9 protein-coding genes are annotated in these 14,695 nt (G+C 69.0%); 6 read left to right on the forward strand and 3 right to left on the reverse strand.

Features of this window, described 5'->3' with window-relative positions:
- Window positions 1-201: 201 nt before the first annotated feature.
- From Q0994_RS25780 to Q0994_RS25800, 5 genes are all read left to right on the forward strand, one after another.
- A complete protein-coding gene (locus tag Q0994_RS25780) occupies window positions 202-2,316 on the forward strand; it encodes an alkaline phosphatase (protein WP_299538821.1) in 2,115 nt (704 codons plus the stop codon).
- A 167-nt stretch (window positions 2,317-2,483) separates the two neighbouring features.
- Window positions 2,484-3,392: a phosphate/phosphite/phosphonate ABC transporter substrate-binding protein gene (locus tag Q0994_RS25785; protein WP_299538824.1), complete on the forward strand. Its 909-nt coding sequence runs from the start codon at window positions 2,484-2,486 to the stop codon at window positions 3,390-3,392.
- Complete coding sequence (locus Q0994_RS25790) at window positions 3,392-4,105, forward strand: phosphonate ABC transporter ATP-binding protein (protein ID WP_299538827.1); 714 nt, start codon at window positions 3,392-3,394, stop codon at window positions 4,103-4,105. Before Q0994_RS25785 ends, Q0994_RS25790 begins: the two co-directional genes overlap by 1 nt.
- On the forward strand, window positions 4,102-4,923 hold the full coding sequence (gene phnE, locus Q0994_RS25795) for a phosphonate ABC transporter, permease protein PhnE (protein ID WP_299538830.1): 822 nt from the start codon (window positions 4,102-4,104) through the stop codon (window positions 4,921-4,923). The genes Q0994_RS25790 and phnE overlap by 4 nt, the downstream gene beginning before the upstream one ends.
- A 53-nt stretch (window positions 4,924-4,976) precedes the next feature.
- A complete protein-coding gene (locus Q0994_RS25800; RefSeq protein ID WP_299538832.1) occupies window positions 4,977-6,227 on the forward strand; it encodes an alkaline phosphatase family protein in 1,251 nt (416 codons plus the stop codon).
- Between the two features lie 83 nt (window positions 6,228-6,310).
- On the opposite strand, the gene Q0994_RS25805 is transcribed toward Q0994_RS25800, so the two are convergent.
- The gene (locus Q0994_RS25805; protein ID WP_299539059.1) at window positions 6,311-9,046 is read right to left on the reverse strand and encodes a SpoIIE family protein phosphatase; all 2,736 of its coding nucleotides are present in this window, start codon (window positions 9,044-9,046) and stop codon (window positions 6,311-6,313) included.
- A 265-nt stretch (window positions 9,047-9,311) separates the two neighbouring features.
- Between Q0994_RS25805 and Q0994_RS25810 the strand changes: the two genes are divergently transcribed.
- Window positions 9,312-11,252, forward strand: coding sequence for an FAD/NAD(P)-binding protein (locus Q0994_RS25810; RefSeq protein ID WP_299538835.1), 1,941 nt, complete (start codon window positions 9,312-9,314; stop codon window positions 11,250-11,252).
- A 182-nt stretch (window positions 11,253-11,434) separates the two neighbouring features.
- Here Q0994_RS25810 and Q0994_RS25815 read toward each other — a convergent pair whose 3' ends face one another.
- The gene (locus Q0994_RS25815; protein WP_299538838.1) at window positions 11,435-12,769 is read right to left on the reverse strand and encodes an LAETG motif-containing sortase-dependent surface protein; all 1,335 of its coding nucleotides are present in this window, start codon (window positions 12,767-12,769) and stop codon (window positions 11,435-11,437) included.
- A 106-nt stretch (window positions 12,770-12,875) separates the two neighbouring features.
- Window positions 12,876-14,564, reverse strand: a complete 1,689-nt coding sequence (locus tag Q0994_RS25820; RefSeq protein WP_299538840.1) for a sigma-70 family RNA polymerase sigma factor — start codon at window positions 14,562-14,564, stop codon at window positions 12,876-12,878.
- Window positions 14,565-14,695 lie beyond the last annotated feature (131 nt).

Here is a 14,695-nt window from a genome sequence, read left to right on the forward strand (position 1 = left end):
GGTACGCCCGGGCTCGGCAACGCCACCCGAAAGACCGGCGAACACTCGATGACGCCTTCCAGTTCAACGTGAACTCGAAATGACTTATCAATACAAGTTGTTGTGGGTCCCGTCTCCCTCTGCGAGCGTCAGTGCCGCATCCCCCGGCCGGCTGGCCCTCGTCCCGCCGGGGACGGAAGCCCTTCCTGCATAGGAGAAGAAATGTCCGACAACGGCCTCGGCAGGCGCAGAATACTGACGGGTGGCGTCGCAGCCGCCCTCACCGTCTCGACCGCCACACCCGCCTTCGCCGCCACCGGCGAGCCACGTGCCGTCACCGACGACACTCCCCTGCGTGCCGCCGTCCTGGAATTCGAGGACCCGTGGACAAAGGCTCTGGGACTGGCTGAACTTCTACGCCAGGCAGGCTTCGATGTCGTCTCGCTCGACCTCTCCCTGCCGGCCACCGAACAGCCGCAGCCGGTCGACCTGATCGCGTTCGGCACGTTCACCAACAACAGTGACGACTACCTCGACTACGTCGCCGACCAGGCCGATTCGCTGCGGCAGTTCGTCGCCGACCACCGCGTCGTACTGGACATGGCACAGTCCGACCAGTACGGCGCCGCCGTGGCCTACCTCCCGAGCGGCATGGCCGCGGTCCGCACCGACGCCGACTACGACACCATCCACCCGGTCGCCGCCGGTCACCCCCTGGTCCAGGGGCTGCGCGTCAGCAACGGGCGGCTGTTCACCGGTCGCAACGCCAGCCCCCGGGTCAGCTACGAGACCGTCCAGGAATGGCGGTCGATGCAGGTCCTGATGGCCTGCGCCGCCAACGGCTTCCCGCCCGCCCTCCTGGAGGGGCAGTTCGGTGCCGGCCGCTTCCTCGTGACCAGCCTGACCATCGACAAGATCCGCAACAGCACGGGCACGGCGACCCAGCCCCCGCCCGCGGTGGCCGACAGCCAGGCGTTCTTCACCGCGCTCCACGGCTACGTCACCTCCGTGCGCTCGGGCACCGCGCCCGCCGTGACACCGACGCCGATGCCACCGGAGCAGCCCGTCGGCCCCATGGTCGGCCACACCGATACCGACAGCGCACTCATCTGGGCCCGCCCAGGCCTCGACCCCGCCGCGCACGCCCGCTGGAACTGCGCCTACCGCGAGCGGAAGAAGAACGGCAAGGGCAAGTGGCACACCGTCACCGCCCGCATCGACACGGACAACGACAACACGCTCATCGCTCCGCTGCGCGGACTCAAGCCGGACACGCCCTACGACTTCTCCCTCACCCCGGCCAAGGAAACGGCCGGCTTCACGCCGATGACCGGATCCTTCACCACCTCGCCCGACCCGGACCGTCCGGCCGTGGTCACCATGGGCATGGGATCGTGCGCCCCCTCCGTACCCGAGGCGGTATGGACGAAGATCATGGAGGAAGGCTGCGACAGCTTTGTCATGCTCGGCGACACTCCCTACATCGACAGCTCGGACCTGAAGGTCGCGCGGCAGAAACACCGTACGTTCCTGGTGCAGCCGGAGATATCCCAGATGATCAGCTCCATGCCGATCTGGGCCACCTGGGACGACCACGACTTCGGCGGCAACGACTTCCACGGCGACTACAAGAGCAAGCGGCAGAACCGCACCGCTTTCGTCAACTACCGCGCCAATCCGACCTACGGCCAGACCGCCGACGGCAAGATCCTGCGTCGACGCACGGACGGTGAAGGTGTCTATACATCCTTCCGCCGTGGCCCGATCGAAGTCTTCCTGCTGGATCCGCGCTGGTTCAGCCGCACCGCGCCCAGTTGGGCCGACCCGTCGCAGGTCACCTGCCTGGGCACCGTGCAGTGGGACTGGCTCCGGCGCGAGCTGCGGAAGAGCACGGCACCGTTCAAGGCCATCGCAACCGGCATGATCTGGGACGACAAGCAGAACAGCGAGAAGGACGACTGGGGCACCTACTCCTACGAGCGGGACGCGATCTTCGACTTCATCGCCACCGAGAAGATTCCGGGATGCTTCCTGCTCGGCGGTGACATCCATGTCTCCCGTGCCCTGAACTACGGTCCTCGGATCGGTTACGACCTGTGGCAGTACATCGTCAGTCCGTTGCACGACAGCACGATCCCCAGCCTCAACGTGCCCAGCCCCTACCTGGTGCACAGCGCGGTCGAGCCGCACGTCTTCCTGAAGCTGGTCGCCGACACGACCCTCTCGATGCCCACACTGACCGCCACCTGGATCAACCGCGACGGTGAGCGTCTCTTCGAGGTCACGCGCACTGCCCACGACCTCGGCCACACGGCCTATCCGCGCCGTCGCCCCTGAGCGAGCAACCCGTTGCCGACCCCCAGGTGAACAGTTGGCAACTTGTCACTACAAGCGTTGACCGGGGTGGTCATGCCTGCCACGTTTGGCGACAGCCGCCCCGGTGAGCGGCTCCCCCCACTCCCCTTCCCTCTGCATCTCGACGTGTTTCGAACCCGGAGCCCACTGTGCCTGTCCGCCGCCTCACCCTCGCTCTCTCCCTCGCCGTAGCCGCCGCCCTCTCCCTGACCGCTTGCGGCGGCGGGGGCGACCAGACCGAGTCCGCCACCTGCCCCGGTGGGAAGATCCGCTTCGGAGTGGAGCCCTTCGAGGACCCCGCCAAGCTCACCCCGGCCGCCGAGGTCCTCGCGGACGCCCTGTCCGAGAGCCTGGAGTGCGAGGTGGAGCTGACCATCACCGAGGACTACTCGGCAGAGGTCCTCGCCATGGAGAACGGCAAGCTCGACCTCGCCATGTTCGGTCCTCTCGGCTACGTCTTCGCCAGCCAACGCGCCGAGGCGGAAGCCGTCGCCTCGTTCGGTGACGGCAAGGGCCAGGTGTCCAGCTACACCGCTGGTATCTGGGTCCCCAAGGACTCCAGCATCACCTCGGTCGAGACGCTCAAGGGCCACTCCCTCGCGCTCGCCTCCATCGGGTCGACCTCGGGAGACGCCCTGCCCCGCAAGGCCCTCCTCGACGCGGGACTGAAGAAGGACGACGTAAAGATCAACTACGCCGGCGGCCACCCGGAAGCTCTGCTCGCGCTCACCAAGGGCACCGTCGACGCCGCCGAGATCAACTCGCAGCAGCTCGGGAGCGCCAAGGCTTCGGGCACGTTCGACGAGTCGAAGTTCCGCAAGGTGTGGGCGTCCGACGCGATCCCGAACGACCCCATCACCGTTCGCGGAGACCTCGACCCCGAGTTCAAGAAGGCCGTCACGGACGCCCTGCTGAAGCTGCCGGCCGACAAGGTCGGCAAGATCGGCGCCCTGCTCGACGTCGACCCGCCGGCGCCGCTGATCGCCGTGGACAAGTCGACCTACCAGCCGCTGTTCGACCTGGCCGCCACCCTCCACCTCACCGAGAAGGACGTCTGATGCTCACGCTGTCCGGTATCACGGTGCGGTACGGCGAGCGGCAGGTACTGCACGGAGTGGACACGACCGTCGCTCGCGGCGAACTGCTTGCCGTGCTCGGGGCCAACGGCTCCGGGAAGTCGACCCTCCTGCGCGCCGCCGCCGGACTGCAACCGATGGCAGCGGGCAGCGTGACCATCGACGGCAAGCCCGGAGGACCGCTGGACACCGCCGTGGTCTTCCAGCACATCCATCTCGTGCGCCGGCGCAGCGTTCTGGACAACGTGTGCGCCGGCGCCCTGGGCAGGCTGCGGCTGCGGCACTCCCTGTTCCCCTCGCTGTTCCCCGGCGAGCTGCGGGAGGAGGCCATGGCCTGTCTGGACCGGGTGGGCCTCGCCGACCGGGCACACGACCGCGCGGGCAGCCTCTCCGGAGGTCAGCAGCAGCGCGTCGCCATGGCCCGGGCCCTCTGCCAGCGCCCGCGGGTCCTGCTGGCCGACGAACCGGTGTCCGCGCTCGACCCGGCCGCCTCCGAGCAGGTACTTGGCCTGCTCGCCCAACTCGCCCACGACGAAAACCTGGCCGTCCTGGCCGTCCTGCACCAGCCCTCGCTGGCCGCCCGTCACGCCGACCGCATGATCGGCATGCGCGACGGCCGGGTCGTCCTGGACGGCGCCCCGGATCAGAACGTCGACGCCCTGTACCAGCCCGCGGTTGTGGAGGCCGTGTCATGACCAGCATCCTCGACCACACCCGCAGGCTCCCCGTCCCTCCCAAACCCCGCAGGCCGCGCGTCCTTCTGGCCGGATGGGCCATCGCCGCGGCGGTGGCCACCGTCCACATGATCGCCTGGAACGTCACCGACATGTCCTTCGGCGCACTGGCCGAGGGCTGGCGCGGCATGGCCGACTTCCTCGCCGAGGCCTTCCCGCCCTCTCTGAGCTGGGACGTACTTGAGCCGAGCCTGGAGGCCGCTCTGGTCACCTTGTGGATCGGCCTGCTCGGGACCACGCTGTCCGTGCCGTTCTCCCTCCTGCTGGCACTCCTCGCGGCGCGCACCATCGCGCCCTCACCCTGGGTCTACCAGGGTGCGCGCTCACTGCTGTCGTTCCTGCGCGCCGTCCCCGACGTGGTCTTCGCGCTGATCTTCGTCACGGCCGTCGGTCTGGGGCCGTTCCCCGGTGTCCTGGCGCTCGTGTTCCACAACGTGGGCGTCATGGGGAAGCTGTGGGCGGAGGCACTGGAGGACGCCGACCCCGGCCCCACCCAGGTGCTCCGCTCGGCGGGAGCCGGCCGCATCCAGGTCGCCGCCCACGCGCTGCTGCCCACCGTCACCCCGCAGCTGACGGGCCTGCTGCTGTACCGGCTGGACGTCAACGTGCGCTCGTCGCTGGTCCTCGGACTCGTCGGCGCCGGCGGTATCGGCTTCCTCATCAACCAGTCCATCAAACTGTTCCAGTTCGACGAGATGCTCACCCACATCCTGGTCGTCCTGGTCCTGATCGTCGCAGTCGACCGCCTGTCGGCTCTCGTACGCCGCCGGTTGACCTGAGTTCCTGGCTGCTCGGCGGACGCGTCCAGGGAGTAGCCCCGAGAGGACCACGCGTGAACACGATCACCTGCAACGACCGTACGTACCGCATACCCCAGGAGCCCACCGTCGTCTTCACCGTCGACGGTGGCGACCCGGACTACTTCGACGACGCCCTGGACAGAGGACCGATGCCGCGGCTGGCCGCCATGCTGGCCGAGGGCGGGCAGTACCGCTCCGGGGCATCGGAGATGCCCAGCCTCACCAATCCGAACAACCTGTCCATCGTCACCGGCGTCTCACCCGCCCTCCACGGCATCCCCGGCAACTACTGCCGGCTGGAGGACGGCACGACGGAACTCCTCGACGACCCGAAGTTTCTGAGGGCCCCGAGCATCCACGCGGTCCTGGCGGGACACGGCGTCCCTACGCTGATGATCACCGCGAAGGAGAAGCTCCGCAGACTACTCGGCCACGGCGGGGTCCCCAGCATCAGTGTCGAGAACGTGGCGGGCACCGGTCTGGCCGAATACGGCATCGACGACCTCCAGCGGCTGGTCGGGGAGGACGCGCCCGGCATCTACGACTGGGATGCCAGCCACTACGCCATGCGTCTGGGCCTGTCGGTCTTCCGCTCGCATCGAGCCCTGCGGCTGCTCTACGTCTCGCTCACCGACCGGGTCCAGCACGCGGCAGCTCCCGGTGACGCCCTGGCAGACCGGTTCCTCGCGGAGTTCGACAGGCTCCTCGGCGAGTACCTCGACGAGGGATTCGTGGTTGGTATCACCGCCGACCACGGGATGAACGCCAAGCACGCTCCGGACGGGTCGCCCCACGTCGTCCATCTCGCGGACGTCCTCGAAGCTGCAGGGGTCGAGATCCACGACGTGGTGCTGCCCATCACAGACCCCTACGTCAAACACCACGGCGCGCTGGGTTCCTTCGCATGGCTCTACCTCCCCGAACGCGAGCGTGCCAAAGCCCGCGAGTTGCTTCGGCGCCTACCGGGAGTCGAAGAGGTCTGGGGCCGTGCCGACGCCACCGTCCTCTATGAGCACCCCGAGGACCGTATCGGTGACCTCTCGATCACCGCCTCGGCGAACGTCGCCTTCGGGAGCAGGAGCGACGACCACGATCTCTCCGGACTGCACGGTGCCCTGCGCTCGCATGGGGGCCGACACGAGCAGCCGATTCCCCTGATCACCAGCCGGCCCGTGCACGGGCCGCTCGCCAAGCGCTTCCACGCGGGAACCCTGCGCAGCCGAGACCTCCACGACCTGGTCCTCAACCACCTGTCCTCATCACCGCACCACGCCCGCACCTGAAATGACAGCGCGAGGCGTCCGTCGGGGCTGATGCACCCACCTCCGGCGTGGCCATGAGAGCTCTGGCGCGGAACGGTTCGTGTTCATCCGTCGTCGTCGGCCCATTGGTCCAGGAGGGTTTCCTCGTCCTGTGCACCGAGGTCGACGGCAGGGCCGGACAGGAGTTGCTCCGTCCAGATGATTTTTCCGTGGGGGACATACCGGGTGCCCCAGCGGTCGGCGAACTGCGCGACCAGGAACAGGCCCCGTCCCCCTTCATCACTGATCTCAGCCCGGCGCAGGTGGGGCGCGGTACTGCTCTCGTCGGCGACCTCGCAGATGAGGCTGTGTCGGTCGTGCAGAAGCCGTAGACGGATGGGCGGGGAGCCGTACCGAATGGCATTGGTGACGAGTTCGCTGATGATCAGGGCGGCGGTGTGAGCCAGGTCGTCAAGGCCCCATCGCTCCAGTTGGTCCAGGGCTGCGGCACGGATACCGGAGACGGCGTCCGGACTCGGTGGTACCTCCCACTCCGCCACGCGTTCTGCGTCCATGAGACGTGTTCGGGTGACGAGCAGTGTGACGTCATCACCGGGCCTCGGGCCCAGGACCTCTGCCAGCACCGCCCGACAGGTGTCCTCCGGACTGCGGCCGGGAGCCGAGAGTGCGTCCCGGAGCCGGCTCAGACCGGTGTTGATGTCGAGTTCGCGCCCCTGGACCAGGCCGTCGGTGAACATGACCAGCAGACTGGCCGGAGCCAGGCGCAGTTCAGTCGTCTCGAAAGGCATGGTGCCTCCCAGGCCCAGCGGTGGGGAGCCGGGAACGTCGGGGAAGGTCGTGGTGCCGTCCGGGGCGACCACAGCGGGTCCCGGATGGCCTGCGCGGGCGATCGTGCAGGCCCCTGTGACCTGGTCGTACACGGCGTACAGACAGGTCGCGCCGGTCACCGCGGCATCTTCGGCGTCGTCACCACCGTGTGCGTCGATGCGGGTCACCAGTTCGTCCAGATGGGCCAGTAGCTCGTCGGGAGGAAGGTCGAGGGCGGAGAAGTTGTGCACGGCGGTGCGCAGTCTTCCCATGGTGGCCGCGGCGAAGACCCCGTGGCCGACCACATCGCCCACGACCAGGGCGAAGCGGGCCCCGGACAGGGGAATGACGTCGAACCAGTCACCGCCGACCCCGGCTTTCGCCGGCAGGTACCGGTACGCCGTCTCCAGCGCGGTCCGCTCCGGCAGAGCACGGGGCAGCAGGCTGCGTTGGAGAGCGACGGCCGTTGCGTGTTCACGGGTGTAGCGGCGTGCGTTGTCGATGGCAACGGCCGCCCGCGCGCCGAGTTCCTCCGCGAACGACAGGTCGTCGGTGTCGAAAGGTTGCTGGTCGGAGCGCCAGAAGTCAGCCGTTCCCAGCACGACACCGCGGGCCTTCAACGGGACCGAGACCAACGAGTGGATACCGAAGTCCAGGATGCGTCGTGCTCGCTCCGGATCCGGGGCGCGCCATGCCGTGGAGGTGTTCAGGTCTGCCTCCAGGTGTGACCGCCCGGTGAGGGCACCGGTAGCCACGGCGCTTCCCGGCACGAGCCTGATCATGCTGCCGGCAGGAAGGAGGGGGTGGTCGTCGCGGACTCCCGATGCCGCCGCGCGGCGCAACTCGGCGCCTGTGGGCGGGGGTTCGTCGCCTTGGAGAACCGGTTCGAACAGTTCGACGGTAACGAAGTCGGAGAAGCGTGGAACCGCCACCGCTGCCAGCTCTTCGGCGGTGCGCACCACATCGAGGGTGGTTCCGATCCGCAGGCCGGCGTCGTAGAGCAGTTGGAGCCGGTCATGGGCCATGTCGGCCCTGCCGGCGAGAGTACGCAGTTCAGTGGTGTCTCGGAGGGTGGCCACGCTGCCCGAGCGCTGCGTGTCACCGCCCACGGCCCTCTGGTTGACCGAGACGAGGCGGCCCGCAACGAGCTGCACATCGTCGTTCGCCGCTCTGCCCGAGGTGAGAAGCTCCGCGATCCCTTGTGACACGCCCAGCTCGGACAGAGAGCGGTCCGCGATGCCGTCGGCCGGCAGGCCGAGCAGCCGCCTCGCTTCATCGTTCGCGAGGGCAACCCGGCCGTCCGGGCCGACGATGACCACGCCTTCCCGAACGGCGTGCAGGACGGCGTCATGGTGCTCGTACATACGAGTCATCTCCGCGGGCCCCAAGCCGTGCGTCTGTGCGAGCAACCGTCGGCTCACGAGCGCCGATCCGCCTGCGGCGATGACGAGGGACACGGCCACCAGGCCAAGCAGCAGGGGTAGTTCTCCCAGGACCACGTCGTTCACGCTCTGCACCGTGATGCCCACGGAGACGAGACCGACCACCTCGCCCCTCTGACCGAACACAGCGACCGTCGTGTCCACCGCACGCCCGAACAGGGTGCTCTCGAAGGTCTCCTGGAACGGCTCGCCCGAGAACGCCGGCGCGAAGGCACCTGAGACGTGGCCGCCGATGAGCGAAGCGTCGGGGTGACTCCAGCGGATACCGTGGGGATCGAACGCCACCACGTACGCCACGTTCGCCGTCCGGCGGGTCGCTTCGGCACTCGGCTGCAGAACCGCGCTGGGGTCGCTGGACTCCATGGCCGCTCGGGTGCCGGGCGCATGGGCGAACGTCTCCGAGACTGCGAGTGACCGGTCATACGCCTCCCGCACCGCCTGCCGGTGCGCCTCGAACACGAACGTGGCGGCGATCGTTCCGGCCAGCACCGCGACCACCAGCAACTGCAGCAGGAACACCTGGCCTGCGAGGCTCCGCGGTCGGGAGGCGATCGTCTCCCGGCCGGGCTTGGACGCACGAGTCACACGCATGGTCAAGTCTTAGCCTGTTCCCGCAGTACGGCCGTGGTGCGCCACCGAGTCGATAGGGGGTTTCACCCGTGAACGGGCCGTCGCTGTTCATCCGCGCGCCGCGAGCACCGTCACCCCGCCCCATCCGAGCTCGCAGATTCTGATTTCGCAGTAATTGGCGGCAAACTCAACGGATTTCGTTCTTCATCATTGCGACGACTACTGGATAGCATCTGAGCCAGCTAGTTCGGGTTCGAAATTCGAAGATCCATTTAAGGGGTCTCGCATGCCCAGATTCAGTGATCATGAGCTCGGGATGGACCGGAAGGTCACGCGCCGTGACTTCCTGGACGGCGTAGCGGTTTCGGCTGTCGGCGCAGCAGCGGCGGTAGCACTCCCCGGGTCGGCACAAGCGTCGCCGACGAAGGGGCGTAGCGACGCCTCCCACCGGCACGACGGGCACAGCACTCCGTACCCGCCCACCTCGACGGGCCTGAGGGGCCAGCAGCCGGGCGCGTACGACGTGGCGCACGCGGTGCGTGACGGTGCGTTCGCTCCCGGCCGCATAGCGGATACCCGTGAAACCTACGACCTGATCGTGGTCGGCGGCGGTCTCAGCGGGCTGGCCGCAGCGCACCTCTATCGCAAGCACGCGGGTCCGAAGGCCCGGGTGCTCGTCCTCGACGCCCTGGACGACTTCGGTGGGCACGCCCGGCGCAACGAATTCCACGTCGGTCGCACTCAGTTGCTGTCCAACGGCGGGACCGTCAACATCGACACCCCGAGCACCTGGTCGCGTGGGGCGCGCGACCTGCTCACCAAGGATCTCGGTGTCGACCTGAAGGCGCTGGAAGCCACGGTCAAGGGCGACGCCTACGCACCGTACTCCCTGCGCAGCGGGACGCTGTTCAACTCCGAACGCTGGGGGAAGGACCGACTGGTCATCCGCGAACCGGGTGAGTCCTGGGCGTCGTACACCGCCAGACTCCCGATGAGCGAGGCGAGCCGGGCGGCACTGGTCCGCCTCTACACGACGGCCGAGGACTTCTACCCCGGACTGGCGGACGCGCGGAAGAAGGAGATCCTGGCCCGCACCCCTTACGAGACCTATCTCCGCGAGAAGCTCGGTCTGGACGACGATGCACTGGAGATCGTCAAGCGGGGCACGAACGGCCTGTGGGGTGTGAACGTCGACCACGTCGCCGCGGCCGACGCATGGGCGACCGGGCAGCCCGGCTTCGGCGGACTGCAGCTTGAGCACACCCCGTGGCCGGGCGCCGGGCTGACACCGCTGATGCACCTCGCGGAGACCGAGGACGACGGCAACTTCTACTTCCCCGAGGGCAACGCCGCGCTCGCCAGGCTGCTGGTGAGCAAGCTCGTTCCGCAGGCGTTCGACGAGCGGCGTCCGGACTGGCGGGAGATCGTCACCGCGAAGGCGGACTACTCACGCCTCGACAGCCGGGACAACCACGTACGCATCCGGCTGTCGAGCACGGCTTTTCAGGTCCGCAACGACGGCAGGCACGGCACGGTGGTCGACTATGCCAAGGGCGGCCGCAGCTACCGGGTCCGGGCCAAGGGCGTGGTCATGGCCTGCTGGAACTCCGTCTCCTCGTACGTCATGCCGGAGCTGCCGCCGGAGCAGGTCACCGCGATGCGCTACGGCACGAAGGTACCGCTGGTGTACGCCCGAGTGGCACTCCGCGACTGGCGGCCTTTCGCCCGCGCCCGCCTGTCCCGGGTCAGCACACCCTCGATGTTCTTCTCCAGCTTCGGCCTGCCCACGGTCACCGAGATCGGTGACTTCAGAATGCCGCACCGCCCCGAACTCCCCACCGTGGTGTCCCTGTCGGCGACGCCCGGTTCTCCCGGCCTGACCTGCCGGGAGCAGCACAAGGCCGGCCGCCGCACGCTGATCAGGATGCCCTTCGAGGACTTCGAGCGCGAGATCCGCGACTCGATGACCCGCTCCCTGGGCGACTACGGCTTCGACCCGGCCCACGACATCACGGCCGTAACCGTCAACCGGTGGGCCCACGGGTACGCCTACGAGTACAACTCCCTCGACGACCCGTCGCTGTACCAGCCCGAGTCACAACGTCCCTACGCCCAGGCCCGCCGTCCGGTAGGACGGATCGCCATCGCCAACTCCGACGCCGAGGCTTTCGGCTACACGCACGCCGCGTTCGACGCGGCTGTCCGCGCCGTGGCGCACCTCCTCTGAACTGCCCTGCTGTGTGCAGCCCTCGCACCGTTGACGAACGGTACGAGGGCTGCACCGCGTTCTGCGTCGCGGGAGGGGCACGCAGCTGCGTCGGACTCATCGGCAGGATGATCGTCCGTGCTCCTGCCGAGGGCCGCACGGGCCCTCGGCAGGAGAAAGCCTCCAGAGACGTTCAGGGGTTCTCAGGCCGCGTGGCGCCGGCCACGCGTGCGGCGCCGGAAGCCCAGCACGGCCGCAGAGCCCAGTACGAGGAAGCCGATGCCGCCCGCGGTGAGGTAGGGGGTCACCGGGCTGCCGCCGGTGGCGGCCAGGTCCGGGGTGGAACGAGGGCCGGGCGTTTCGCCGCTGCTCGCGTCGGTGCCTGCTTCCGAGATGGGTGCGCCATCGGCCTGCTCGCCCTGCGGCGAAGGGCCCTCGGCCGCGGGGTCAGCGGTGGCCGGGGCGGCGTCCGCGGGGGCGGGCTTTCCGTTCAGGCTGACGGCGACGGTCGCGGAACCTCCGCCCGACGTGACGACCTTGACCTCTATGCCGTGTTCCTTGTCCGTGAGGGTGGATATGGCATCGTCCGCGCCTTCGCCGGCCTCGGCCGTCGGGTCCAGGAAAATGGATGTGGCGTAGTTGCCGTCCTCCACGCGGTAGGCATGGACGCCTTCGAGGGTGCTGTCCAGCTTGCCTTCCTTGGTGGAGAAGTTCACCTCGTGCCGGTACTCGATCACCAGCCGGTCGTCTCCCATCGGGATGTCGAGCGCGCGGGTACCGGACTGCTCGCCGTGCAGGGAGACCAGGTCGTAGGTTCCCGAGGTGTCGACGGTCCGGGCCTGGCCCCCGCCGAGCCAGCCGCTGTGGATCAGCTCCGGCGCGACGAGGCCGACGATGCTGCCTCCGCTGCCCATCGGGGTCTTGTGGCTGGTTCCGTCCTCGGCGCACCGTGAGAGGTCGCCTTCGGGGCAGTAGTCCCGGGCGTGGTGGCCGTAGCCCATGTTGTGCCCGAACTCGTGGACGAGCAGCGCCTCGCTGGCCTCGTCGCCGCCCAGGTTCATCCAGGTGTTCGGGCCGGGCACCGAGCCGAGGCCCGCCCAGGCGCACTCGCCGCCCTCGGCCGGCTCGATGATGGACAGGCTGTCGTAGTCCTCGTCCTTGACGTAGCCGTCGGCTTCCAGCGCTTTCACAGTCTGCTGGTGGACGGCATCGGCGTTGCAGGGGTTCTGCGACAGATCCAGGTGGTACGGACCGACGGCCTTGCTTTCCGCGGCCGGGACGAAGGTGAACTGCCCCTGGGACATCTTCTTGTAGTAGCCGGCCAACGAGTTGTCGGCCCCGAAGTAGCTCTGCTCGACGTTCTTCATGACGAGGTTCTCGTCGGGGAAGGTGGCGTCGTTGAAGCCGACCACGGCAACGAGGACACGCTTCTCGCCGTGGACGGCGTCGTCCGCGAGGGCGACGCCGGGCATACCGATGACGGAGAGAACCGTTCCGACGGCCAAGGCCGCGATCGCGGTGCGGGGGGTCAGGCGCATGGGGGTCCTTCGCTTCGAAAGTGCTTTCAGAAGTGAAGGAGTGCACCGCCGCGACCACATCCCGCGACTTTGCCAACCCTTTACCCAAGTCGCGGCATGCCCTCCCTCAGCTGTCGAAGGGCGTGCCGTCGTAGAGGAATCCGAAGGACGGCGAGGCGTAGTAGTGGTGGGTGGTCCCGATGACACTGCTGTGTGGTTCGCCGTCGGCCGCGAGGTTCCACTCGTCCAGACCGAGGTACATGGTGTCGCCCTCCTGGATGAACCGAACCTCCCCCGTGCCGCGAGGCGCGTACAGACCCCACAGCTGCGTCGGTTCTCCGGCGTCGCAGGCCGCCTGGGTGACGGGGGACCCGTCCTGCTCCGTGCCGGTGTTGCCCAGACACATCCCCGTACTCACATTGCGCAGCTGAAGCCTCCCGCCGGAAGCCGCGGGCACCGGGTCCCACTGCTGGTGCGCACTGCCGTCGCAGACCGCCTCCTCCACCCGCACACCCGCGGTCCGCCGACCCTGGGGAATCTCCATGCACAGCCCGGTGGAGGCTAGGCGCAGCCGGGTCACGCCCCCGACGGGCTCCGGCACGGGGCGCGGCGCCTCGGCGCTCGGCTTCGCCGTTCTCCCGGCCTTGGAGGCGGAGGCCGACGGAGAGGCCGAAGGGGTGGGAGAGCCGCCGCCGGTCGGTGACGCAGAGGCCGGAGGGCTGGTCGGTGAGCGGACGGCCGACGGCGCAACCGCGTCCCGTCGGCCGTCCGCTCCGGGGCCGTTCCCCTCCGGCAGCATGACCAGACCTCCCACGAGCGCGGCAGTCACGGCGACAGCCGCCACCGCGGCGCCCGCGGTGGAGGCCTTGGCCTGCGCCAGGAGTTTGGCCGCCACGCCCGCCTGGCCGGTGGGACCTGCGCCCCCAGCGGCTCCCACCGCGGCGGCAGCGGCCGTCGAAGAAGCGGCGACGTAGGAGTGCCCCGCCCACAGCAGGACCGCCACCGGCAGCACGGACCGCAGGCGCTCGTTCAGGTCCGTCAGCTCGACCAGCGCCCGCCGGCAGCGGTCACAGTCATCCAGGTGGCGGTCCAGATGCCGGTCGGCGCGTCCTCCCGGCCTGCGTACGGCGGCGCCGAGGAGCCCGGCGTAGTGCCGGCATTCCTCGCTCCGGGTGCCCGATATGGCGTGTTCGCTGAGGTAGGCGTCGCGCAGCCCCTCCCGGGCGCGGGCAGTGAGGGAGGCGACTCCACTCGCGCTGATCCCGAGCAACCTGCCTATACGTTCGGCGGGTTCCCCCTCCACCACGCCGTACCACAGTGCGGCCTGCCAGCGCTCGGGAAGCGAGCGGAATCCGCGCAGCACCATGCTGCGGTCCTCCAGTCGGACCAGGCGCTCTTCTCCGCTCATCGCGGGTCCTGCGAGTTCCTCCAGCCAGCGCTCGAAGTCGGCCGAGAGCTCGGTGCGGCGGGCCGTACCCGCCCACTCCGCGGCGGTACGCCGAACCACAGTCAGCAGGTACGGTCGCCAGGAGTTCTCAGGGCCGCCGCCGGCCCGTACCGCTTGGATCGTCCGGACGAACGCCTCGGACGCAAGGTCCTCGGCCGTGTGCACGTCGCGGCAGCACATCCGGGCGTATGCCTGGACCGCCGAACCGTGGCGTTCGTACAACTCGGCGAGCGCCACGTCGTCCGCCGCTTCCCGGACTGCTCCGGTGAGCGCGGGATCCGACCACTCCCGGTGGGAGAGGGCGTCGGTCCCGCCCCGCCCGCCGTCCAGCCACGGCCCCTGGGCGTCCGCCCCGCCCACGCCTGCCATCTCTGCTCTCCGTTCTCGCCCGCACCGGGCCGTATCGACGCCGCGGCACCGCTCCCGGGTCGCTCGGCAACCGAGCGGATCTTGCGCGAGCAGGGCACGCGCAGAGGCTACGGGCCCGGCCGGCACCCTGG

Source organism: uncultured Streptomyces sp. (assembly GCF_947488945.1).
Taxonomy (GTDB): Bacteria; Actinomycetota; Actinomycetes; order Streptomycetales; family Streptomycetaceae; genus Streptomyces.

Coding starts and splice junctions, on each gene's coding strand:
- Q0994_RS25780 (WP_299538821.1), top strand. CDS start 202: ATGTCCGACAACGGCCTCGGCAGGCGCAGAATACTGACGGGTGGCGTC.
- Q0994_RS25790 (WP_299538827.1), top strand. CDS start 3,392: ATGCTCACGCTGTCCGGTATCACGGTGCGGTACGGCGAGCGGCAGGTA.
- phnE (WP_299538830.1), top strand. CDS start 4,102: ATGACCAGCATCCTCGACCACACCCGCAGGCTCCCCGTCCCTCCCAAA.
- Q0994_RS25805 (WP_299539059.1), bottom strand. CDS start 9,046: ATGCGTGTGACTCGTGCGTCCAAGCCCGGCCGGGAGACGATCGCCTCC.
- Q0994_RS25810 (WP_299538835.1), top strand. CDS start 9,312: ATGCCCAGATTCAGTGATCATGAGCTCGGGATGGACCGGAAGGTCACG.
- Q0994_RS25815 (WP_299538838.1), bottom strand. CDS start 12,769: ATGCGCCTGACCCCCCGCACCGCGATCGCGGCCTTGGCCGTCGGAACG.
- Q0994_RS25820 (WP_299538840.1), bottom strand. CDS start 14,564: ATGGCAGGCGTGGGCGGGGCGGACGCCCAGGGGCCGTGGCTGGACGGC.